Genomic DNA, 21,482 nt, shown 5'->3' with positions numbered 1-21,482 from the left:
CGTTCACAGCGTGATCTCCATCCCGTCGGTGCCGACCTCCCAGCCCGCGGCGAGGATCGCGGCGTGCTCGGGGCTGTCGGAGAGCAGCGCGGGGTTGCTGTTGTTCAGATGCACGAGGATGCGTCGGCCGAGCCGCAGACCCGCGAGCTGCGCCAGCGTGCCCTCCGGCCCATCGATCGAGATATGGCCCATGCGGCGCCCGGTCTTCGGCCCGATCCCGGCGCGCGGCATCTCGTCATCCTGCCACAGCGTGCCGTCGAAGCAGAGGCAATCGGCGCCCTCCAGCCGCGCGCGCAGCGCATCCGTCACCGCCGCGCAGCCCGGCACGAAGACCAGAGCATGGCCGGCGTCATCGGTGATGCGCAGGCCGATGGTCGCGTCCTCCGACAGGCCGGGGTCGCCACCGGACTCGGCGAAGAGCGGCACCTTGCCCGGCACGGCAAACCCCTCGACCGCCAGGCCGAGCGGCCGGCCCTCCGCATCCGCCAGCGCCACCTTCCGGTCAGTCGGCAGTTCGTGGCGCGGCACCAGCGCCGGGTTCACCGCGCCGAAGATCGGATTGGCCGCCAGCACGCCCAGCACGGAGGCCGGCGCATGCAACACAAAGCGGTGGCCCTCGCGCAGGGTCAACAACCCGGCGATGGCATCCACCTCGCCACCCGTCAGCACCACCGCGGCAATCGGCGAATGGCGCTTGCGACCACCGTCTGGCCGCGGATGCAAGGCGGGCGTCGCCTCGATCTGGGCGCGCAGGTCGGGGGAGGCATTCACCAGCACCCAGCGCGCACCATCGGCGGAAACCGCCAAGCCGCATTGCGTGCGTGGCAGCGCCGCCGGATCCCCGGCCCGGGCGCGCCGGCAGGCCTCGGCGGCGGAGTTCCACTGGGGAAACCCGCCGCCGGCCCCGGTACCGAGCAGGATCGCCTTCATCGCCATCCGGCGCGGTAGCCGAGGCCGAAGCTCAGACCTTGCGGGCCACTTCGGCGCAGGCGTAGGAATTGATTTCGCAGCCGAGCGAAATCTCGACGACGCGGGGCTTGGTCCAGGCCATGATCTTCTCCTCCTTGGTTGGCGACGCCCGGGATATGGCGGCCCTTCACGCTAGTCCCGCCACACATTTCCGTCATGAAAAATCGTTCATGCCGTTGGGCGGTCATGATCAGAAAGCGCAGGGCTGGGCGGAGTTCGCCCTGGGGGCCGGAATAAGCGCCCTCAACCCTCCCCGGGCTCCGGCGCGGCGGGCCGGCGGGGCTTCAGCGGCGTCATCAGGTACAGGGTCACCGCCGTGAACAGGCAGATGGTGACGGCGACATGGTAGCTGCCCAGCGCCACCGCCGCGCCGATGGCGCCGGTGGCCCAGATGCTGGCAGCCGTGGCCGTACCGCGGATCATCGCATCGCCCTTCAGGATCGCGCCGGCGCCGATGAAGCCGATGCCGGTGATCACGCCCTCCACGATCCGGGCCACCGCCTCGGGGTTGTTCTGCGTGATCGGCTCCGCCGCCTGGACGAAGCCACAGCTGGCGATCGCCACCAGGGGGAAGGTGCGCAGCCCGGCGCTGTTGCTCTCCCGCTCACGGTTCCAGCCGATGATGAAGGCCAGCGCGTAGGAAATGCCGAGGTCCCGGATATTCGGGCCATAGTCGAACACCAGGTGGCGCAGCACCTCCTCCAGCCAGGCCTGATCCACCCCGAATGCCCTCCCCTGTCGAAACAGGCGGCATAACCCGCCGGCATCGCGCGGGTTGCACCCGGTCCGGCACCTATTCCGCCGGCTGCGGCTCGGCCTCCTGCCGCCGCAGCTCCGCCGCGCGGGCGCCGGGGGCGCTGGTGAAGCCGGCCAGGCGGGCATAGGCCACCGGCACCACGAACAGCGTCAGCAGCGTGCCCAGCAGCAGCCCGCCCGAGATCACCAGGCCGATGGTGCTGCGCGATTCCGCCCCGGCGCCACCGGCCAGGGCCAGCGGCACGGCGCCCAGGATGCTGGCGGCGGTGGTCATCAGGATGGGGCGCAGGCGCAGCGCCGCGGCTTCCTCCGCCGCCTCGGCCGGCGCCATGCCCTCGTCGCGCAGCTGGTTGGCGAATTCCACCAGCAGGATGCCGTTCTTCGCCACCAGGCCGATCAGCAGCACCATGCCGATCTGGCTGTAGATGTTCACCGTCAGCCCCGCCGCCCAAAGGGTCAGCAGCCCGCCCGCCAGCGCCAGCGGCGCCGCCGTCATCACGATCAGCGGGTGCAGGAAGCTTTCGAACTGCGCCGCCAGCACCAGGAAGGTCAGCACCAGCACCAGCGCGAAGATCACCAGCACGGCCTGGCCGGTTTCCTGAAGGTCCAGGCTTTCGCCCAGCCAGCGCAGCGTCGCCTCCCCGGGCAGCGCCTCGGCGGCGGCGGCCTCGGTGCGGTCGATCATGCTGCCCAGCGTGGCGCCGGGGGCCAGGTTGGCGCCGATCTCGACCGCCGCCAGGCGATCGACGCGGCGCAGTTCCTGCACCGTGCCGACCTCGCGCAACTCCACCACGGCCGAGAGCGGCACCAGCGTGCCGTCGCGGGCGCGCAGATGAACCGTGCCGATATCGCCCGGCGCGGCGCGGTCCTCCGCCTCCGCCGCCAGGATCACCTCATATTCCTCGCCGCGGTCCAGCCAGCGCGTCACCTCCCGCTCGCCGAACAGCACGCCCAGCGTCTCCCCGATCGCGGCGGCGCTCAGGCCAAGGCCGGCGGCGCGATCGCGGTCGATGCGGATTTCCACCTGCGGCTTGGTCGGCTTGTCGGAGGTATCGAGCGCGACCAAGCCGGGGATGCCGCCTGCCTCGGCCAGCATCGTCGCGCCCCATTCGCGCACGCGCTCGCGCTCCGTCCCCGCCACGGCGAAGCGGAACTGCCGCCCGCTGCGGCGCTGGCCGAGTTTCGGCGGCGCCACGGCGAAGGCGCGCACGCCGGGGATCGCCGCCAGCCGGCCGCGCAGATCGGCCACCACCTCGGCCTGGGAGGTCTCGCGGTCGCCCCAGGGTTTCAGCCGGAGGATGACGATGGCCCGGTTGGTGGTGGCGGTGCCGCCGCGGCCGGGGGCCACGATGCTCAGGAATTCCTCGGCCGGCGCATCCTCCCCGACCAGGGGCGCCAGCGCCGCCTCGATCTTCAGGACCGAGGCCAGCGTATCCGGATAGCCGGCGCCCTGCGGTCCTTCCGCGATGATCAGCACCGAACCGCGATCCTCCTCCGGCGCCAGTTCCTGCGGCAGCGCCATCCAGGCCAGCACGCCGGCGCCGGCGAAGAGCAGCCCGCCCAGCAGCACCAGCGCCGGCGCCTGCAGCAGGAAGCGCAGCACGCCGCGATAGCGGTCGCGCAGCCAGTCCTGCGCGCGCGTGCTGGCGCGCGCGAGGCGCCCATCTTCCTGCGTGCCGGCAAAGAAGCGCGCCGAGAGCAGCGGCGCCAGCGTCAGCGCCGCGGCGGTGGAAAACACCACCGTCGCCGCCAGCATCACGGCGAATTCCGCGAACAGCCGCCCGACATTCCCCTGCAGGAAGGCCAGCGGCAGGATGACGGAGAGCAGCGCGGCGGAGGAGGCGAAGACCGCAAAACCCACCTGCCGCGTCGCCCGCACCGCGGCCACCATGATCGGCTCGCCCTGCTGCTGCCGCCGGCGGATATTCTCCAGGATCACCACCGCATCGTCGACGCAGAAGCCGATCGCCAGGATCACCGCCAGGATGGTGAGCACGTTGATGGAATAGCCGAGCGCCGCGGCCACCGCGATGGCGGGGATGATGGAGGCCGGGATGGTCACCGCCGGGATCAGCGTGGCGCGCAGCGAGCCGAGGAACAGGTAGATGACCAGCACGATGACGCCGATGGTGATGGCCAGCGTCCAGGCGACATTGGCCAGCGTCTCCCGGATGAACAGCGCCTCGTCATAGGACAGCTGCAGGGAGACGCCGGGCGGCAGCGACCCGCCCAGCCGCTCCGCCGTTTCCGCCACGCCGGAGGAGACCTCCAGCGCATTGGCATCAGACCGGCGCAGGATGCCGATGGCGATCGCCTCCTGCCCCCCGGCGCGGAAGGCGGAGCGGTAGTTCTCCACGCCCACCTCCACCCGCGCGACATCGCCGAGGCGGACGCGGCCATCGCCCGTGGCCTCGCCCTCCCGCAGCACCAGCCCGGCAAAATCCTGCACCGTGCCGAGGCGGGTCAGCGCGCGCAGGGTCAGCTCCTGCCGCCCGGTCTCCAGCCGCCCGGCCGGGACTTCGAGGTTTTCGGCGCGCAGCGCATTGGCCACGTCCACCGGCGTCAGGCCCCGCGCCGCCAGCGCCGCCTGGTCCAGCCAGATGCGCATGGCATAGCGCCGCCCGCCATAGATCTCGACGCCGGCGACGCCCGGCACGATGCCCAGCGCATCCACCAGCCTTCGCTCTGCCAGGTCGGTCAACTCCGCCGTGCCCAGGCTCTCCGAGCGCAGCGTGAGGTACATCACCGCATCCTCGTCGGCCGAGGCCTTCTCCACCACCGGATCCTCGATCTCGGTAGGCAGGTCGCGGCGGGAGGCGGAGACCCGGTCCCGCACCTCCGCCGCCGCCGCGTCGAGGTCGGTGCCGGTGGTCAGTTCGATGATGATGATGGAGGATTCGTCGCGGGTGATGGAGCGGATGATGCGGATGCCGGCGATGCCGGAGAGGTTGTCCTCGATGATCCGCGTCACCTCGCGCTCCACCACCTCCGCCGGCGCGCCGTTATACAGGGTGCGGACGGAGACCACGGGCGGGTCAACATCCGGATATTCGCGGACGGAGAGGCTGAAGGCCGCGCCGATGCCGATGGCGACCAGCAGCAGGTTGAAGGCCAGCGCCAGGACGGGGCGCAGCACCGGCAGGTCGAACAGGCTGCGCATCAGCGGCGCGCCACCGGGCCTGGCACCGGCTCCGGCTCGGCCGCCGGCGTCGCGGGATCGGCCGGCGCGGCCTGCACCCGCGCGCCATCCTGCAGGCCCTGCAGCCCTTCCAGCACCACCTGGTCGCCGGCCGCCAGACCCTCCTGGATCTCCATGCGCTGCGGCAGGCGCTGGCCGATGCGGACCGGGGTGCGCTGGGCGATGCCGTCCGCGACGCGGAAGACGAAATGCTCCGGCCCCTGCAGCACCACGGCGCGCGGCGGCACCGTCACCGCCTGCTCCACCACCTCCGCCGCCACCCGCACCTGCATCAGCATGCCGGGCCGCAGGGCGCGGTCCTCGTTCGGCAGCCGCGCCTCCACCTGCACCGTCCGCAGCACCGGATCGACGCGCGGCACCACGATGCGGACGCGGCCCTCGAAGACGCGGCCGGGAATGGCTGTGGAGGTGGCCTGCACCGCGGCACCCTCCGCGATGCGCGCCGCGTCGCGTTCCGGGACGGCCAGGCGCAGGTCGATCGGGTCCACCGCATCCAGTGCCACCAGCGGCGTGCCGGGCTGCACCAGCGTGCCGATGCTGACCTCCTTCAGCCCCAGCCGGCCGGCGAAGGGCGCCAGGATGCGGGACTGGGACAGGCGGGATTCCGCCGCAGCCGCCCGCGCCTCCGCGCCCGCCAGGCGCTGGCGCAGATCGGCCACGTCGCCGCGCGGGGCAAAGCCACCCCGGGCTAGGCGGGAGGAGCGGGACAGCTGCTGCTCCAGCTCCGCCGCCTCGGCCTGCGCGGCGCGGAATTCGGCCTCGGCCGGGCCGGGGTCCAGGGTGACCAACAGCTCACCCTCGGCGACCTCGGCGCCCTCCTCGAAAGGCAGGCTGGTGACGCGGCCGGTGATCTCGGCGGCCAGCCGCACGCTGCTGGTGGCGAGGATGGTGCCCAGCGCCGGCACCTCCCGCACCAGGCGGGTGGATTGCGCGGTGGCCAGCACCACCGGGGTGGGCGGCGGCGCGGGGGCGGCCTGCTGCTCCGCCGCGGGCCAGAGCAGCCAGGCGCCAAGCCCGGCAGCGGCCAGGATGGCGACGCCACCGGCCAGGGCGGCGCCGCGGCGCACGCGGCCGTGATCGGGTTGCGGATCTGTCATCCGCGCAGCAACGGCAGCTGTGGGTGCGGAGTTGCCTCGGCGCTTCGCGATGCAACAAAGCGTCACACGGCGGGCGGCTCAGCGCTGGATCAGGCGATAGTTCACCGTCAGGTCGATGGTCACGCCTTCCGGATCCGCGGGCGGCGGGAAGGCCGGCAGGCGGGCGCCGCTGAAGGGGAAGGTGGTGCCGAAGTTCAGCGAGGGCGAGCCGGAGGGGGTGATGAGCCGCACGCTCAGCACCCTGCCATCCGGCGCCGCCACCACCCGCACCCGCACCGTGCCGGATTCGCGGTTCTGGATGGCGCCCAGCGGATAGCTGATGTTCTGGTCCAGCCAGCGCCGGAATGCCGCGCGCCAATCCGCCCCCACCTGGGCGCCGGTGACCCTCAGGTTCGGATCGGCGCGGGTTTCCCCCTGCAGCAGCCGCGGATCAACGGAAAGGTCGAGCCCCCGCCCCGTTGGCCGGCCCGCGGGCGGGCTGGGCCTGGCGGCGGGGCCGAGCGCGATGCCGCCCGGCGCCCAGAGCACGCCCGGCGGCAGCGCCGGGGCCGAGCGTCGGGGCGCGGGCGCGGCGGGTGCCGGGGGCGGCGGCAGGGGCAGCGCCTCCGCCTGCTGCGGCTCGGCCTCCGGCGCCGGTGGCGGCGGGGCGGGCGGCTGCAGCTGGGCCATCGCGGGGGGAGGTGGCGCAGGCGCCTCGGCCGGCGGCGGTGGCGGGGCCAGGGGCAGCGGGATGGAAAGGGGCGGCTGCGGCTGGGCCAGCTGGGGCTGGGCGACGGGTGGCCGGGGCTGGGGCGGCGGCGGTGGCGCCTGGGGCAGAGGGATCGGCGGCGCGGGAGAAGGCTGCGGCAGCGCGAGCCGCGGCGGCGGGGCCTGCGGCAGCGGCGGGGCGGCCTGGAGCGGTTCCGATGGGGTGGGCGCCACCTGGGTCGGCGGGGGGGGTGCCGGAGGCACGGGGGGGGGCGGCGGCGGGGGCGCGGCGGCCTCGGAAGGCGGCGGGGCGGGCGGGGCCTCGATGCCGGGCGGGGGCTCGGCCAGGGGCCGTTCCGGCTGGCCGCCCTCGAAGACCACCTCCACCGCCGGCGCCGGCAGTTCCTGCACCTCCCGCGGGCGGGCCACGAAATAAAGCGCCAGCAGCCCGTGCAGCAGCAGCGAGGCGACGAGCCAGGCCAGGATGCGGCGGGTGCGCCGCCGGGTGCGCGGCACCAGCCATGGCGAAACAACCGCCGCGCTGGGCCGCAGCTGGGGCGGATCGCGCCGCGCCGCCGCGACGGGCGCAGGGCGGAAGCGCGGCATCGGGCGGGTCAGCAGGCGGGGGTCGGAAGCGTCTGGCACGGTGCCCGGTGTGATGCTGACGGGGGGCTTACCGGATTCCGCGCCCGGACCAAAACCGGGCGCGGTAACGAAGTGTGGTGGTGCGGGACCGGGGCGGAATGATGCGCCCCCGCCCGCTTGCCGGTGGACAGGCCGCGCATCCACCGCAATACGCAAGGAACACAGCGGACAGGAATGCCGGATGGCCCGTCCAAGCCCCGCCCTCGTCAGCATCGGCCAATCCCCGCGCGAGCATATGGTGCCGGAGGTGCTCGCCTTGGCCGGCGCCGCGGCGGATGAGGTGGCGGTGCGGGAATTCGGCGCGCTGGACGGGCTGGACGAGGCCGGCATCGCCGCCGGCGCCACGGGAGCGGGAGCCGGTGCTCTTCACCCGCCTGGCCGATGGCAGGCGGGTGCGGCTGGGCGCCGGCTTCCTGGCCCGCCGCCTGGCCCCGCTGTTGCACCGGCTGGACGCGGAAGGAAACGACCTGATCGTGCTGGCCAGCACCAGCCTGTTCCAGCCCTATCGCCTGCGCACGCCCTTCGTGCATGCCCAGCAGGTGGTGGATGCCTGGATCGGCGCCCTGGTGATGGGGGAGGCGCGGATCGGCGTGATGCATTCCCTGCCGGAGCAGCATCGCGGCTCCGCCCATGGCGCGCTGATGCAAAGCGCCCGCGCCGTGGCGCGGGAGGATGACATCGCCGATTTCGACGAGGCGGCGCAGCGCCTGGCGGCGGCGAACCTCATCCTGATGCATTCGGTGGGCTATACGGAGGCGATGGCCGAGCAACTGGCCGCGCGCACCGGCAAGCCGGGTGGTCACCGCGCGGCGCATCCTGGCGGGCGCCATCCGGCTGCGCCTGGTGGCGCTCGCCCCGCGCCCGCCGCCGGTCCATCCGACGGAGCCGGGCTTCGGCAATGAGGCGGAGCCGCTGCAGGCGCTGATCGACCGCCTGCCCGGCCAGACCGAAAGCCTGACGCCGCGCGACCGCGACGTGCTGATGGCGCTGCTGGGAGGCGAGGGCAACAAAGAGATCGGCCGCCGCCTGGGCATCAGCCATCGCACGGTGGAAATCCATCGCGGCCGCGTCATGGCCAAGCTGAATGCGGGCTCCGCCATCGAGCTGTTACGGCGGCTGATGATCGTGCGGGATTTGTAGGATGCCCGGATTCCGGCATCCCTGCCCGCTTGCTCGGCGGAACGCGCATCTCGGGTAAGGAGCCGCCCTTATTCAGAAGCGCGCCGCCGCACTGCAAGCTGCCAGGCAAACATTTCCGGCCGCCCTTCGCGGGCCGCTGCAAGGAGAGGTGCTGGCCAGATGGCAGACGCGGCGACCCGCTACCGGATCGGATTCGACATCGGCGAGACCTTCACCGATTTCATCCTGCTGGATCGCGCCACCGCGACCATCCGCCTGCACAAATGCCTGACCACGCCGCAGGATCCGGCCGAGGGCGCGCTGGCGGGCCTGGCCGCGCTGGTGGCGGAGGCGGGGCTGGCGCTGTCCGAGATCTCGGAAATCGTGCACGGGACCACGCTGGTCACCGATGCGCTGAACGAGCGCAAGGGCGCCGGTCTCGGCATGATCACCACCGCCGGCTTCCGCGACGTGATCGAGATGGGGACGGCGCAGCGCTACGACATCTACGACCTGTTCCTGCAATATCCCGATCCGCTGGTGGCGCGGCGCAACCGGCTGGAAGTGCCGGAGCGGCTGGACCGTGATGGGCAGGTGGTGACGCCGCTCGATCTCGAGGCGGTGCGGCAGGCGGCGCGGCAGCTGGTGGCGGGCGGGTCGCAGGCCCTCGCCATCTGCTTCCTGCATGCCTATCGCAATCCGATGCATGAGAAGGCGGCGGCCGCCGCGATCCGCGCGGAATTCCCGGATCTCGCGCTGTCCTTGTCGAGCGAGGTCGTGGCGGAGCTGTGGGAGTACCAGCGCTTTGTCACGACCTGCGCCAATGCCTATGTGCAGCCGCTGATGGACCGCTACCTGGCGCGGCTGCAACGCGAATTGTGGAGCCGTGGCTTCCGCGGCGCGCTGCGGCTGATGCAATCCGCCGGCGGCCTGGTGGGCCCCGAGGCGGCGCGCAGCTTCCCGATCCGCCTGCTGGAATCCGGCCCCGCCGGCGGCGGCCTGGCGACCGCCTTCTTTGGCGGGCTGGTCGGCCAGAAGGATGTGATTTCCTTCGACATGGGCGGCACCACCGCCAAGGCCTGCATGATCGCCGATGGCGCCTGCGAAGTGGCGCCGATGATGGAAGTGGCGCGGCTGCACCGCTTCAAGAAGGGCTCCGGCCTGCCGATCAAGGCGCCCGTCATCGACATGATCGAGATCGGCGCCGGCGGCGGCTCCATCGCCAACATCGACGAGGTGGGGCTGCTGAAGGTCGGGCCGCATTCGGCGGGCGCCGATCCGGGTCCCGCCTGCTACGGCCGCGGCGGCACGCAGGCGACGGTGACCGATGCGAAACTGATGCTCGGCTACTACGATCCGGGCTTCTTCCTCGGCGGCCGCATGGCGCTGGACAAGGCGGCGGCGGAGGCGGCGCTGGCTTCGGTCGGCGCGCAGATCGGGCTCTCGGCGGCGCAGACGGCCTGGGGCATCCATCGCACGGTGACGGAAAACATGGCCGCCGCCGCGCGCATCCATATCGTGGAGAAGGGCAAGGACTCGCGCCGCTACGCCATGGTGGGTTTTGGCGGCGCCGGCCCCGCCCATGCGGTGGAGGTGGCGCGCATCCTCGGCGTGGAGGAAGTGCTGATCCCGCCCGCCTCCGGCGCCGCCTCCGCGCTCGGTTTCTTGGCCGCGCCGCTGTCCTTCGAAAGCGTGGGATCGCTGCCCGTGGCGCTGGAGGATCCGGCGGCGCCGGCGGTGATGCAGCAGGTGCTGGCGGAACTCGCGGTGGAGACGGCGGCGATGCTCACCGCCTCCGGCGTGGACCAGGCCGAGATCAGTATCGAGCGCAATGCGGATATGCGCCTGGCCGGCCAGATCCATGAGATCAACCTGCCGCTGCCGGAGGGCGACATTACGGCCAAAACCTGCCGGCGCTGATGGCGGCCTTCCGCCGCGTTCATTCCGCGCGATTCACCTCGGTCTACGAAGGTGTTTCCCCCGAGATCGTCTCCTTCCGCGTGCGCGCCGCAGGACCCGCCCCGGCGCTGACCGTGGCGCAGGCGGATGCGCCGGCGGGTGGCGTGCCGCTGAAGGGCCGTCGCATGGCTTGGTTCGGCGACCGCTTCCACGACACGCCGGTCTATGACCGCTATGCTCTGGCCTCCGAGGGCATGATCCAGGGCCCCGCCATCATCGAGGAGCGGGAGGCCACCACCATCCTTGGCCGCAGGACGGTGTGACGGTGGGTGCCGCCGGCACGCTGCGCATCCGCGTCGGCGTCGCCGCCCCCATCGCCGCTCGCATCACCCCCGCCACGCCGATCACCGAGGCCCGCGCGCTGATCGAGGCCGATCCGGTCTCGCTGGAGATCATGTGGAGCCGGCTGGTGACCATCGTGGAGGAGATGTGGCAGGCCATCTGCCGCACCGGCTTCAGCCTCATCGTCTCCGAGGCGCAGGATCTCGCCTGCGACATCCTGGATGCGGCCGGCGAATCCCTCGCCCAGTCGCCGCGCGCCATGCCGGTGTTCAACCTGACCCTGCCGCGCGCCGTGAAGGCGATGCTCCAGAAATATCCGGCGGAGACGCTGCGGCCGGGCGATGTGCTGATCACCAACGATCCCTGGCTCTGCGCCGGGCATTTGTACGACATCGCCATCGTCACGCCGGTCTTCCTGGATGGCCAGCTGGTGGCGCTGATGGGCACGGTCGGCCATGTGGGCGATATCGGCGGCATCAAGGACGGGCTGAAGGCGACCGAGATCTTCGACGAGGAGCTGCAGATTCCACCCGCCAAGCTGTACCGAGCCGGCGAGCCGAACGACACGCTCTTCGACATGATCGCGGAAAATGTCCGCAAGTCGGAGGAGGTGCTGGGCGACCTGCATTCCTTCATCGCGGCCAATGCGCAGGGCGGCGAACGCCTGCTCGGCTTCATGCGCGACTACGGCATGCAGGACCTTCGCGCTCTGGCCGCCGTGGTGCAGGGCCGTGCGGAGCGCGCCATGCGCGATGCGATCCGCGCGCTGCCCGATGGCGTCTACCACTCCACCGTCAGCAATGCCGCGCTGGGCCGCAGGCTGGACTATCCGCTGAAGCTGACGGTGGCGGGCGATGAGATCGAGCTGGATTTTGCGGGCGCGCCGGAGCAGCTGCCGCTCGGCGGGCTGAACTGCACCTACAGCTACACCATCGCGCATGGCTCCTACCCGCTGAAATGCATCCTCAGCCAGCAGGTGCGCGGCAATGCGGGCTGCTACCGGCCGATCACGGTGAAGGCGCCGGAGCACTCCGTGTTGAACTGCACGCGCCCTGCCGCCTTAGCACTGCGCACGCGCACCGGCTGGCACCTGGCGCCCAACATTTTCCGCGCGCTGTCGGATGCGGCGCCGGATAGGGTGCAGGCGCATACGGGACTGCCCGTCTCGGTGAAGGTGCATGGGCTGGATGCGAAGGGGCGGCTCTATGCCGACCACTTCTTCATGGGCGGCGGCCAGGGCGCGAGTGCGGCGCATGATGGAAAATCCGCGCTGCTCTGGCCGACCTCGGCCGCCAATACCTCCATCGAATTGTTCGAAACACGCTCCCCCGTGCTGGTGGTGGAGAAGTCGCTGATCGCGGATTCCGGCGGCGCCGGGCAGCATCGCGGCGGCCTCGGCACGCGCACACGGATGCGCAAGCTGCATGATGACGGGCCGCCCACCCAGGCCTCCGTCGCCGCGGAGGGCGTGGGCGTGGACTCGCCTGGCCTGTTCGGCGGGTTGCAGGGTGGTGCCGCGCGTGGCGCGGTGCTGGACCGCGACGGCAACCTCGCCCGCGACTGCGGCGCGGGCGAATTGGTGACGCTGACCGATACCAGCCGGATGATCGAGCTGCGGCTCTGCGGCGGGTCCGGCTTCGGCGACCCCGCCTCGCGCAGCGCGGCGCTGGGGGAACGGGATTTATAGGCAGGTTACGTCAGCCCCGCCGCGGCGAAGGCCGCGGTGCAGGCAGCAGAATAGGAGACGACGCATGAACCGCCGCGAACTCTTCCTTGGTGCCGGTGGCCTGGTCGCCGCCGCCTCGCTCAGCCCGGCCTATGGCTTCGAGCGCGAGGGCAATCGCCGTATCCTGGTCTTCTCCGGCAATCAGCCCGTGCCGATCCTGGACCCGCATCAGCGCTACGACTGATCGACGCGCATGATGCAGCGTTGCCTCTATGATTCGCTGGTGCGCTACGAGGGCGCCCCGCGCGCATCATCCCGTGGCTGGCAGAGAGCTGGCAGACTAGCGCGGATGGTCTGACCTGGACCTTCCGCCCGGTCGGCAACGCTAAGTTCAACAATGGCGACGTGCTGGATGCGGAAGCCGTGCGCTTTTCCTTCCAGCGGGGGCATCTCCTGGATGCTGTCGCGGCACCTGAAGCCGGAGAATGTGGTGGCGGTGGATGCGCGCACCGTGCGCTTCACGCTGGAACGCGCCTATCCCGACTTCATCTCCTTCCTGCCGCTGTGGTTCGTGGTGAGCCCGAAGCAGGTGATGGCGAATGTGGAAGGGGACGATGACGGCCAGAAGTGGCTGACCACCAGTGCCGCCGGCTCCGGCCCCTTCACCATCCGCCGCTGGGATGGCCAGACGGTGATGTCGCTGGCGGCGGTGCCGTAATACTGGAAGGGCTGGCCGATGTCGGAGGCCGACCGCCCCGCCGGCGTGATCTACCGCGCCTTGCGCGAATCCGCCCCCCGCAAGGCGGCGCTGCAGCGTGGTGAGGTGGATATCGCCGCCGGGCTGACGCCGGACGACCTGGAACAACTCGCGCGCATTCCGAACATGGTGGTGACGAACGATACGGGCGCGGCCCCCTTCGCCATCATGATGAATACGCAGAAGGGTCCGACCGCCGATATCAACCTGCGCAAGGCCATCGCCTTTGCCTTCGACTACGATGCGCTGATCGCCATCCACAAGGGCGATGCCAAGCTGATGGACGGCCCCTTCCCCTTCGTGACGGAGGGCCGCATCGCGCTCGACATGCCGCGCCAGGACCTGGACCGCGCGAAGCAGTACATCGCCCGCACCGCGACGCCGCAGGGCGGGTTCGAGCTGGAATACCTGCTGGTGGCGGGGCATGAGGTGCAGCGGCAGATCGGCCTGGTGCTGCTGAATGCGCTGCAGCCGCTCAACGTCCGCGTGAACATCGTGGGCCAGCCCTGGCCGACGCTTATCGGCCGCGGCGCGAAACCGGAGACGGCGGCGGCGATGACGGCGGTCTATGTCACGCCCGTCACCACCTCGCCGGACACCGTCGCCTCGCAATATGCGTCCTCCGCCGCCGGCCAGTTCTGGGGCATCCACCATCTGCGCGATGCGAAGATCGACCGCATGGTGGCGGAGGCCGCGGTGGAACTGGATGCGGCGAAGCGCATGGCGATGTATGCCACCATCCAGCGGCGCGTTGTCGAATTGCAGCCGGTGGTGTTCTGCATGACGGCGAACCAGCAATGGGCCATGCGCAGCTACGTGCGCGGCTTTGCGCACCAGGCGCTGAACCTGACGGCGAGGTGGACCTGTTCCCGCTGTTCGCCGCGCGCGGATGAGCATGGCGCGCTACCTGGTCGGGCGGCTGGTGCATGTGGCGCTGATGCTGCTCGGGCTGGTGGTGATCACCTTCATCATCGCCAATGTCACGCCGGCCGATCCCGCCGCCCTGGCCGCCGGGCCGGATGCGACGCCGGAGATGGTGGCGACGATCCGCGCCGAATACGGGCTGGACCGGCCGCTGCCGGAGCAGTTCTGGCGCTATGTAACCGATCTCGCCCAGGGCCATTTCGGCCGGTCGCTGACCAGCGGCAATACAGTGGGCGAGGATCTTCTGCGGTATGTGCCGGCGACCTTCCAGCTGGTGATCCTGGCCATGGGCTTTGCCTGTGTGGTCGGCATTCCGCTCGGCATCCTCGCAGCCGTTTGGCGCGGTTCCTGGCTCGACCACGGCACCCGGGTGCTGGCCGTCTCCGGCATCGCGCTGCCGGCCTTCTGGATCGCGCTGCTGCTGCAGATGGTGGTGGACGTCTGGTGGGGCTGGCTGCCGACCGGCGGCATCATGTCGATCGCCGCCGATCCGCCGCCCGCCATCACCGGCATGGTGCTGTTCGATTCCCTGATGACGGGGCAATGGGACAGCCTGCGCGATGCCGCATCCCATGCCGTGCTGACGGCCTTCGTCCTCTCCCTGCCCTGCCTCGCCTCCGTGCTGCGGGTGAACCGGGCGGAGATGATCGAGGTGCTGGGATCGGACCATGTCACCGCGGCGCGCGCCCATGGCGTGATGCCGGCGCGCGTGGTCGGGCTGCTGGCGCTGAAGAATGCCATGCTGCCGACGCTCGCCATGATCGGGCTGCGCTTCGGCTGGATGCTGGGCGGCACGGTACTGGTGGAGACGGTCTTCGACTGGCCAGGCGTCGGCCTCTATGCGGTGAATTCCGCAATCGCCTCAGACTTCAAGCCGGTGATGGGGGTGACGCTGGTGATTGGGCTGATATTCATGCTGGCCAATCTGCTCGTCGATCTCGCCTATGGCTGGCTCGACCCAGGGACGCGCGGCGCATGAGCGAAGCGAGCCTTCCCCCCTCACGCCTCGCGCGCTTCGGCACGGAACATGCCGGCAGCATCCGCCAGGCGCGCTTCTTTGTCTGGACCTTCACGCGCAGCCCCTCGGCCATGCTGGGCCTTGTGCTGGTGCTGGCCTTCCTGGTGCTGACGCTGATCGGGCCCTGGATCGTGCCCTATCCGGATCACGCGCGAGGCGCGGTGAACCTGGCCAACCGCCTGCAGCCGCCTTCCGCCGCGCATTGGTTCGGCACGGATGAGATGGGCAGCGATATCCTGACGCGCGTCGTCATCGGCACGCGCACCAGCTTCTGGATCGGCGTAACCATCACGGGTCTCGCCGCGCTGGTCGGCGTGCCGCTGGGCATCGCGGCCGGCTATTTCGGCGGGCGCATCCGCGCCGTCATCATGCGCGTCACGGACGTATTCCTCCCTGTCCCCGGGCTGGTGCTGGCACTGGCCATCGTCGCCGCGCTCGGCCCGGGCATCCTGCATGGCGTGCTGGCGCTCGCCATCGTCTGTTGGCCCGGCTATGTCCGACTGATCCAGGCCAAGGCGCTGACGCTGCGCAGCGAATCCTATGTCGAGGCCGCGCGCACCATGGGTGCCTCCCACGCCCATATCCTGTGGCGCCACATCCTGCCGAATTGCGTCAGCCCGCTGGTGGTTAAGGCCAGCATGGACATGGGCATGGCGATCCTGGCCGCCGCCTCGCTCGGCTTCATCGGCCTAGGCGCCAAGCCGCCGGCGCCGGAATGGGGCGCGATGATCGCCACGGACCGCACCTATATGCCGGACTGGTGGTGGTATTCCGCCTTCCCCGGACTGTTCATCTTCCTCACCGTCCTCGGCTTCAACCTGTTCGGCGACGGTCTGCGCGATACGCTCGACCCACGGAGTTCGCGCGGGTGAGTTTGATCGAGATCCAGGACTGCCGCCTCGCCTTCGACGGCTTCGAGGGCCGCGTGCATGTGCTGGATGGCATCGACCTGGCCATCGAGTCCGGCGAATCCGTCGGCATCGTCGGCGAGACCGGATGCGGCAAATCGGCGCTGGCGCGCAGCCTGCTGCGGCTGAACCCGGCGCCGCCGGCGCGCATCGTCTCCGGCGCCATCCGCTACGACGGCGCGGATATCCTGGCGATGGACGCGGCCGCGCTGCGTCGGCTGCGCGGCGGCACCATCGGCATGGTCTTCCAAGACCCCGTCACCTACCTGAACCCCGTCTTCACCATCGGCCGCCAGATGGAGGAGGTACTGCGCGCGCATGAGTCGGGCCTTTCCCGCGCCCAGCGCCGCGCGCGCTGCATCGAATTGCTGGACTCCGTGCGCCTGCCGCAGGCCGCTTCGCTGCTGGACCGCTACCCGCACGAGCTTTCGGGCGGCATGCGCCAGCGCGTGCTGATCGCGGAGGCGCTGGCCGGCAATCCGCGCGTGCTGGTGGCGGATGAGCCGACCACGGCGCTGGATGTCACCATCCAGCGGCAGATCCTGGCGCTGATCGCGGGTCTTGTCGCGCGGCTGGGGCTGACGCTGATGCTGATCAGCCACGACCTCGGCGTGATCGGCGCGGCCTGCCGGCGCATCGTCGTGATGTATGCCGGCACGATCGTGGAGGATGCGCCGGCCGAGGCGCTCTTCGCCGAGCCGCAGCACCCCTATACACGCGGCCTGCTCGCCGCCATGCCGGATCTGCGGCAGCCGGACCATATGCCGTCGGGCATCCCCGGCAGCATCCCGAACCTGCGCGACCCGCCGCAGGGCTGCCGCTTCCATCCACGCTGCCCGCTGGCTATGTCGGTCTGTCGCAGCGCCAGGCCGGTGCTGCGCGGCGCACCGCATGCTGTGGCCTGTCATGCCGTAGGCGATTGGGCGGTGGCGCCATGATCCCGCTGCTGGAGCTGCGCGAGGTCACCGTGCGCTTCGGTACGCAGGCGGCGGTGCGCGATGTGAGCCTGGCGCTGCAGCCGGGTGCGGCGCTCGGGCTGGTGGGCGAATCGGGCTCGGGCAAATCCACCTTGCTGCGGGTGCTGCTGCGCCTTCAGGACGTGGCCTCGGGCCAGATCTTGATGGATGGCGCGGAGATCACCACCGCTCGCAGTGCCAGGCTGCGCGCCTTGCGCTGCGATGTGCAGGTGGTGTTCCAGAATCCGCATTCCGCCTTGAACCCGCGCCTGTACGTGCATGACGCGGTGGCGGAGCCACTGCAGATCCAGGGCGGTCTGAGCCGCACGAGGCTGCGCGCGCGCATCGACGGGCTGCTGGAGGATGTGGGCCTCGGTGAGGAATTCCTCTGGCGCTATCCGCATGAACTGTCGGGCGGCCAGAAGCAGCGCGTCTGCATCGCCCGTGCGCTGGCGCCGGGGCCGCGCGCGCTGCTGCTGGATGAGCCGACCTCGGCGCTCGATGTCTCGGTCCAGGCGCAGATCATCGATCTGCTGCGCCGCCTGCGGGCACGCCACCAACTGGCCTTCCTGTTCATCTCGCACAACCTGGCAGTGGTGCAGTTGCTGTGCGAGGAGGTCGCGGTGCTGCGCCAGGGCGCAGGTGGTGGAGCGCGGCCCGGTTGCCCAGGTGCTGCACGCGCCGGCGCATGACTACACGAGAGCGCTGCTCGCCTCCGTCCTGCCGCCTGGTATCAGCCGGCTCGATCCGCCAGCCGGCTGAGGGCACCAGCGGCCTGCCGGACGCCCACCGACCTCATACAATCGCGAGCAGGAAAACCGTTCCGACGACTCAAGTCGGAACGGATCTGGATTGGGCGTCGTCCAGGTCGGCGAATGACTCCGCCGACCTGGGTAGGCGCTAGAGGATGGTCAGGGTGCTGTTCTGATCCCAACCCGAGACGGCACGGTACTCGTTCCAGTCATACCAGTCGCCGTAGGCGAACCGGTCGTCGGTCGCATTGGTCACCTGGTACTCGTTGTTGTCGAAGCTGTTCCCACCGGCGAGCAGGCCTGCCTCGTTGAAATCCGCGACCGCGCCGACGCCGCCATGATCGGCCGTGCGGCTGATGATGACGTTGTCATGCACGGTGTTGCCGATCGTGATGTACTCGCCATACTCGCCTGTGCCGCCGAACTGGGCAGGGTCGCCGCGATCCTGCTGGATCAGGCTGATGCCGTTCCCGCCTTCCGTCATGTCCACGGTGTTGCCGTAGATGTCGACGTTGCGCGAGTTCTGGATGATGATGCCGGCGCCCCAGAGCCAGGTGTTGAAGTCGGCGCCGTTGCCGGTCAGCACGTTGTCGCGGATCACGGCATCGTAGCTGATCTCGTGCACGATGCCGCCGTGCGAGTTGTACTCGACGCGATTACCCTCATATAGCGTGTTGAAGTTGTCGATGTCGGTCCAGAGGCCGAAACCGTGGTTGTCGTGCACGAAGTTGTCGCGCACCACCAGGTCCTCGGTCAGCGCGAACTTCGTGCCGCCGCCTTCCCACAGCACGTCGATCCCGGCCCAGTTGCCGTTCTCGGCGATCTCGTTGCCCTCCACGAGGATCGAATCGCCGACACCCGCCAGACCCATATTGCCGTTGTCGGTGATGCGGTTGTCGAGGACCTGGGTGTTGCTGCCGACTGCGATGCCGACGCCGTAGTTCAGCTGGATGTCGTTGTCCTGGATGATCCAGCCTTCGGGCAGCATATCACCCCCGATGGCGCCGCGCTGGATCGGCGTTGCGTACTTCTCGATCGTGAGGTTCTGCACGACGACGTCGGAGGCACCGCCCTCGAAGGCCCATGGCTGCACGCTCGCCTCGACCTTGTGGCCGGCCGGGTCGTTGCCGATGTAGATCTTGTCGGCAGCGTAGTCGAAGAAGAAGGTCCCCTCCACCACCTGCGCCTTGGTCCCGACATGCTTCAGCGGCTGGTCATCGATGTAGATCGTCTCGGGGTAACCGGCGCGGTCGTAGCCCTCGGCGGCCTCACCGAGTGCGTTCCGCATCCCCTCCTGCGTCTGGCCGCTGGCAACCCAGGCTGAGCCATCCTTGCTGAAGCTGTTCAGCAGGCGCGAGCCGTTGAGGACCGCACCTTCCTCGCCCAGGAAGTGTTGGCCGTCCTTCGGCGTGATCGACTGAAGGCGATGCACACCGGCCTCGATCCAGAACACGGCGCCCTCGGGGGCTGCGCTGACCAGTGCCTGGATGTCGTCGCCGACCGATACGATGATGGCGCCGTCAGGGGCAGTGGCTGCGCCCGGAACAGGCCCCGGCTGCGGAGCAGGTGTGGGTTCGGGCATAGGCGCAGGCACAGGCACAGGCACAGGCACAGGCACAGGCACAGGCACAGGCACAGGCACAGGCTCGGGTTCGGGTTCGGGTTCGGGCGCAGGCTCCGGCACAGGCTCGGGCTCCGGCGCAGGCAGGGGCTCCGGCGCAGGCTCGGGCGTCGGGATCGGGCTGGGGGTCGGAATTGGCGGCGGGGTCGGTACAGGCTCCGGATCCGGGGTCGGCTGCGGCGCGGATTCGGGCGCAGGCTGCGGCTCTGGCCTAACCCCGCTGCTTGACGTCCATCGAAACCAGGGACTTTCCGAAACTAATCGTTTGAAGCCGGACAGTTCCCCGTCATCACTTCCTGCCTGCGACTGCAATGGGATTCCTGAGAAAATTGTCGCGAACTTCGTCGGGATTCGTGGCATACAAAATATCTCTCTGCAATTCTGGCTTGGTCCAGTGGTTGGACTTTGACTCACGGCCATGTGAGTCGATTGAAGTCCCTAAGCCGGAATTAACGGTTACACAACCATGAATTGTGTAACATGAAATTTGCACAACCCATATTGGATACACTCTGCTTCTCGGCCATCCAGGCGAGTATTTTGCCTTCCACTGCACAAGAGAGCCCCCCCTCTGAGATGCCTCGCCCGACCTCAAGGATGATGGATCAGGGCTGCAGTTCGGGCAGGATGTCGCCATGCGCGGGGGATGCGATGACCGTCACGCGGATGTTCCGCAGCATGCTGCTGCTCCTGGCCCTACCCGCCGCAAGTAGCGCTGCCGGGTCCGAAGCGCCCCAGGTCCGGACTGCCGGGGCTACAGGGCCCGTGGCCGGCAGCACCTGCCCGCCCGGCTCGCTTCGCCTGGGACCTGGAGCGGATCTGCGGGCCGCCGCCATGATGGCCGACGAAGGTGCGGCCTTCTGCATCGCGGCCGGCGAGCACCGGCTTCAATCCATCCAGCCGAGGCGCGGCCAAAGCTTCCACGGCGAGGCCGGCGCCATCCTGAACGGTTCTCGCCTGGTGACCGGCTTTCGTCGCGTCGGCTCCCATTGGGTGGCAGGCGGCCAGTCCCAGCGTGGCCAGCGAAAATTCGCCGAGCGCTGCATCGCCACCATGCCGCGCTGTTCGCATCCGGAGGCGGTGTTCCTGGACGATGTCCCACTGCTTCACGCGGCCAGCCTCGGGCAGCTCCGGCCCGGTCATTTCTTCCTCGACTACGCGACGCAGCAAATCTACCTCGCGGAGGATCCGCGTGGCCGGAAGGTCGAGGCCAGCGTTGCTCCCTACGCGTTCATGGGCGGTGCCGTCGGCGTCTCCATCAGCAATCTCATCGTCGAGAAATATGCCAGCCCGCTGCAGGCCGGCGCCATCGGCCATGACGTCGTCTCCCAGGACTGGCTGGTACGCAACAACGAGATCCGGCTGAACTACGGGATCGGCCTGGTGGTCGGCACCGGCAGCCGGGTGATCAGCAACCGGCTGCACCACAACGGCAACATGGGCGCCGGCTGCGTCGGCGACCGCATCCTGTTCGAGGGCAACGAGATCGCCGGCAATGGCCACTTCGCCGGCCTGGATGTGCTTTGGGAGGGCGGCGGCGCCAAATGCGCGAAGACCAGCGACCTCGTCGTGCGCGGCAACCACCTGCACGGCAACCACGGCATGGGATTCTGGACCGACATCGACAACAGGGCGACGCTGTACGAGGACAACCTCGTTGAGGACAACAGCATGGGCGGGCTGTCGCACGAGATCAGCTATTCGGCGGTGATCCGCGGCAACCGCTTCCGCGGCAACGGGCATGGATTCAACACTTGGCTCTGGGGCGGCGCGATCCAGGTGCAGAATTCGCAGGATGTGCTGGTGCAGGAGAACCGGATTGAGGTTTCAGGACCAGGCAACGGCATAGCCCTGATCCAGCAGGATCGCGGGACCGGCGCCTACGGCCCCTACCTGACGCGGAACAACGTCGTCCGCGACAATCTGCTGGTGCTTCGCAGCGAGGGCAGGCCGGGCGCGTCCGGCCTCATTGCGGATTACGCAACCTTGGCAATGCAGCGGGGCAACAACGTCTTCGACGGGAACCAGTACCTGGCGGCCGACCCCGATGCGCTGCGCTGGGGCTGGGCCGACCGTTTCCTCGCCTGGGATGCGTTCCGCGCGGCCTCGGGCCAGGAACGCCAGGGTCGCCTGCGGCGGCTGAGCCAGTGACGTCGTGCCCAGAACA

General features: G+C 69.9%; 19 protein-coding genes and 2 pseudogenes. 13 read left to right on the top strand and 8 right to left on the bottom strand.

The features are described 5' to 3' along the window. Positions 1–3 precede the first annotated feature (3 nt). From pqqB to J3S20_RS31215, 6 genes are all read right to left on the bottom strand, one after another. A complete protein-coding gene (gene pqqB, locus J3S20_RS26970) occupies positions 4–930 on the bottom strand; it encodes a pyrroloquinoline quinone biosynthesis protein PqqB (RefSeq protein WP_216840029.1) in 927 nt (308 codons plus the stop codon). A gap of 31 nt (positions 931–961) precedes the next feature. After that, entirely contained in the window at positions 962–1,051 is a 90-nt protein-coding gene (pqqA, locus tag J3S20_RS26965) for a pyrroloquinoline quinone precursor peptide PqqA (RefSeq protein WP_216840028.1), read from the bottom strand. 161 nt (positions 1,052–1,212) lie between these two features. Beyond that, entirely contained in the window at positions 1,213–1,689 is a 477-nt protein-coding gene (locus J3S20_RS26960) for an MgtC/SapB family protein (RefSeq protein ID WP_216840027.1), read from the bottom strand. 73 nt (positions 1,690–1,762) lie between these two features. Continuing rightward, positions 1,763–4,885 carry an efflux RND transporter permease subunit gene (locus J3S20_RS26955; RefSeq protein ID WP_216840026.1) on the bottom strand — a complete coding sequence of 1,041 codons (3,123 nt, stop codon included), beginning with the start codon at positions 4,883–4,885 and terminating at the stop codon, positions 1,763–1,765. Continuing rightward, a complete protein-coding gene (locus J3S20_RS26950; protein WP_216840025.1) occupies positions 4,885–6,021 on the bottom strand; it encodes an efflux RND transporter periplasmic adaptor subunit in 1,137 nt (378 codons plus the stop codon). Before J3S20_RS26950 ends, J3S20_RS26955 begins: the two co-directional genes overlap by 1 nt. A gap of 78 nt (positions 6,022–6,099) precedes the next feature. Next, positions 6,100–7,353: a TonB family protein gene (locus J3S20_RS31215; RefSeq protein WP_216840024.1), complete on the bottom strand. Its 1,254-nt coding sequence runs from the start codon at positions 7,351–7,353 to the stop codon at positions 6,100–6,102. Positions 7,354–7,366: 13 nt separating this feature from the next. Here J3S20_RS31215 and J3S20_RS26940 point away from each other — a divergent pair. From J3S20_RS26940 to J3S20_RS30590, 8 genes and pseudogenes are all read left to right on the top strand, one after another. Next, positions 7,367–8,255 (top strand): annotated as a pseudogene (locus J3S20_RS26940) (AroM family protein). Then, complete coding sequence (locus J3S20_RS31210; protein WP_216840022.1) at positions 8,197–8,493, top strand: response regulator transcription factor; 297 nt, start codon at positions 8,197–8,199, stop codon at positions 8,491–8,493. Before J3S20_RS26940 ends, J3S20_RS31210 begins: the two are co-directional and overlap by 59 nt. A 159-nt stretch (positions 8,494–8,652) precedes the next feature. After that, the gene (locus J3S20_RS30605; protein ID WP_246603312.1) at positions 8,653–10,392 is read left to right on the top strand and encodes a hydantoinase/oxoprolinase family protein; all 1,740 of its coding nucleotides are present in this window, start codon (positions 8,653–8,655) and stop codon (positions 10,390–10,392) included. Continuing rightward, on the top strand, positions 10,392–10,694 hold the full coding sequence (locus J3S20_RS30600; protein ID WP_246603311.1) for a hypothetical protein: 303 nt from the start codon (positions 10,392–10,394) through the stop codon (positions 10,692–10,694). Before J3S20_RS30605 ends, J3S20_RS30600 begins: the two co-directional genes overlap by 1 nt. After that, the gene (locus tag J3S20_RS30595; RefSeq protein ID WP_343215310.1) at positions 10,691–12,400 is read left to right on the top strand and encodes a hydantoinase B/oxoprolinase family protein; all 1,710 of its coding nucleotides are present in this window, start codon (positions 10,691–10,693) and stop codon (positions 12,398–12,400) included. Before J3S20_RS30600 ends, J3S20_RS30595 begins: the two co-directional genes overlap by 4 nt. A gap of 64 nt (positions 12,401–12,464) precedes the next feature. Beyond that, positions 12,465–12,623 (top strand): hypothetical protein, encoded by a 159-nt coding sequence (locus tag J3S20_RS26925; protein WP_216840021.1) that lies wholly within the window; start codon positions 12,465–12,467, stop codon positions 12,621–12,623. 65 nt (positions 12,624–12,688) lie between these two features. Further along, positions 12,689–12,997 (top strand): ABC transporter substrate-binding protein, encoded by a 309-nt coding sequence (locus J3S20_RS31320; RefSeq protein ID WP_379793903.1) that lies wholly within the window; start codon positions 12,689–12,691, stop codon positions 12,995–12,997. After that, positions 12,891–13,706 (top strand): annotated as a pseudogene (locus J3S20_RS30590) (ABC transporter substrate-binding protein); the annotation flags it as partial. The gene J3S20_RS31320 and the pseudogene J3S20_RS30590, both read left to right, overlap by 107 nt. Here the strand turns inward: J3S20_RS30590 and J3S20_RS26905 are convergent. Beyond that, positions 13,703–13,942, bottom strand: coding sequence for a hypothetical protein (locus J3S20_RS26905; RefSeq protein WP_216840019.1), 240 nt, complete (start codon positions 13,940–13,942; stop codon positions 13,703–13,705). The pseudogene J3S20_RS30590 and the gene J3S20_RS26905 sit on opposite strands and share 4 nt — an antisense overlap. 89 nt (positions 13,943–14,031) lie before the next feature. Here J3S20_RS26905 and J3S20_RS26900 point away from each other — a divergent pair, with 89 nt between their 5' ends. From J3S20_RS26900 to J3S20_RS26885, 4 genes are read left to right on the top strand one after another with little or no spacing between them, the layout of a single operon-like run. Then, positions 14,032–15,039 carry an ABC transporter permease gene (locus J3S20_RS26900; protein ID WP_216840018.1) on the top strand — a complete coding sequence of 336 codons (1,008 nt, stop codon included), beginning with the start codon at positions 14,032–14,034 and terminating at the stop codon, positions 15,037–15,039. Beyond that, entirely contained in the window at positions 15,036–15,950 is a 915-nt protein-coding gene (locus J3S20_RS26895) for an ABC transporter permease (protein ID WP_216840055.1), read from the top strand. Before J3S20_RS26900 ends, J3S20_RS26895 begins: the two co-directional genes overlap by 4 nt. Further along, complete coding sequence (locus J3S20_RS26890; protein ID WP_216840017.1) at positions 15,947–16,924, top strand: ABC transporter ATP-binding protein; 978 nt, start codon at positions 15,947–15,949, stop codon at positions 16,922–16,924. The genes J3S20_RS26895 and J3S20_RS26890 overlap by 4 nt, the downstream gene beginning before the upstream one ends. Then, positions 16,921–17,634 (top strand): ABC transporter ATP-binding protein, encoded by a 714-nt coding sequence (locus J3S20_RS26885; RefSeq protein ID WP_246603310.1) that lies wholly within the window; start codon positions 16,921–16,923, stop codon positions 17,632–17,634. The genes J3S20_RS26890 and J3S20_RS26885 overlap by 4 nt, the downstream gene beginning before the upstream one ends. Before the next feature lie 208 nt (positions 17,635–17,842). Here J3S20_RS26885 and J3S20_RS26880 read toward each other — a convergent pair whose 3' ends face one another. Continuing rightward, complete coding sequence (locus tag J3S20_RS26880) at positions 17,843–19,276, bottom strand: right-handed parallel beta-helix repeat-containing protein (protein WP_216840016.1); 1,434 nt, start codon at positions 19,274–19,276, stop codon at positions 17,843–17,845. A 519-nt stretch (positions 19,277–19,795) separates the two neighbouring features. Between J3S20_RS26880 and J3S20_RS26875 the strand changes: the two genes are divergently transcribed. Further along, positions 19,796–21,466 (top strand): right-handed parallel beta-helix repeat-containing protein, encoded by a 1,671-nt coding sequence (locus tag J3S20_RS26875; RefSeq protein WP_216840015.1) that lies wholly within the window; start codon positions 19,796–19,798, stop codon positions 21,464–21,466. Positions 21,467–21,482: the final 16 nt, after the last annotated feature.

It is taken from the genome of Falsiroseomonas tokyonensis (genome assembly GCF_019024325.1).
GTDB lineage: Bacteria > Pseudomonadota > Alphaproteobacteria > Acetobacterales > Acetobacteraceae > Falsiroseomonas > Falsiroseomonas tokyonensis.
The sequence above is the reverse complement of the archived record's forward strand: the minus strand, read 5'-3'. Positions and strand labels throughout refer to the sequence as shown.

Coding starts and splice junctions, on each gene's coding strand:
- J3S20_RS26875 (WP_216840015.1), top strand. CDS start 19,796: ATGAAATTTGCACAACCCATATTGGATACACTCTGCTTCTCGGCCATC.
- J3S20_RS30600 (WP_246603311.1), top strand. CDS start 10,392: ATGGCGGCCTTCCGCCGCGTTCATTCCGCGCGATTCACCTCGGTCTAC.
- J3S20_RS26905 (WP_216840019.1), bottom strand. CDS start 13,942: ATGGCCCATTGCTGGTTCGCCGTCATGCAGAACACCACCGGCTGCAAT.
- J3S20_RS26885 (WP_246603310.1), top strand. CDS start 16,921: ATGATCCCGCTGCTGGAGCTGCGCGAGGTCACCGTGCGCTTCGGTACG.
- J3S20_RS26955 (WP_216840026.1), bottom strand. CDS start 4,885: ATGCGCAGCCTGTTCGACCTGCCGGTGCTGCGCCCCGTCCTGGCGCTG.
- J3S20_RS26880 (WP_216840016.1), bottom strand. CDS start 19,276: ATGCCCGAACCCACACCTGCTCCGCAGCCGGGGCCTGTTCCGGGCGCA.
- J3S20_RS26900 (WP_216840018.1), top strand. CDS start 14,032: ATGGCGCGCTACCTGGTCGGGCGGCTGGTGCATGTGGCGCTGATGCTG.
- J3S20_RS26950 (WP_216840025.1), bottom strand. CDS start 6,021: ATGACAGATCCGCAACCCGATCACGGCCGCGTGCGCCGCGGCGCCGCC.
- J3S20_RS30605 (WP_246603312.1), top strand. CDS start 8,653: ATGGCAGACGCGGCGACCCGCTACCGGATCGGATTCGACATCGGCGAG.
- J3S20_RS26925 (WP_216840021.1), top strand. CDS start 12,465: ATGAACCGCCGCGAACTCTTCCTTGGTGCCGGTGGCCTGGTCGCCGCC.
- J3S20_RS26895 (WP_216840055.1), top strand. CDS start 15,036: ATGAGCGAAGCGAGCCTTCCCCCCTCACGCCTCGCGCGCTTCGGCACG.
- pqqB (WP_216840029.1), bottom strand. CDS start 930: ATGAAGGCGATCCTGCTCGGTACCGGGGCCGGCGGCGGGTTTCCCCAG.
- pqqA (WP_216840028.1), bottom strand. CDS start 1,051: ATGGCCTGGACCAAGCCCCGCGTCGTCGAGATTTCGCTCGGCTGCGAA.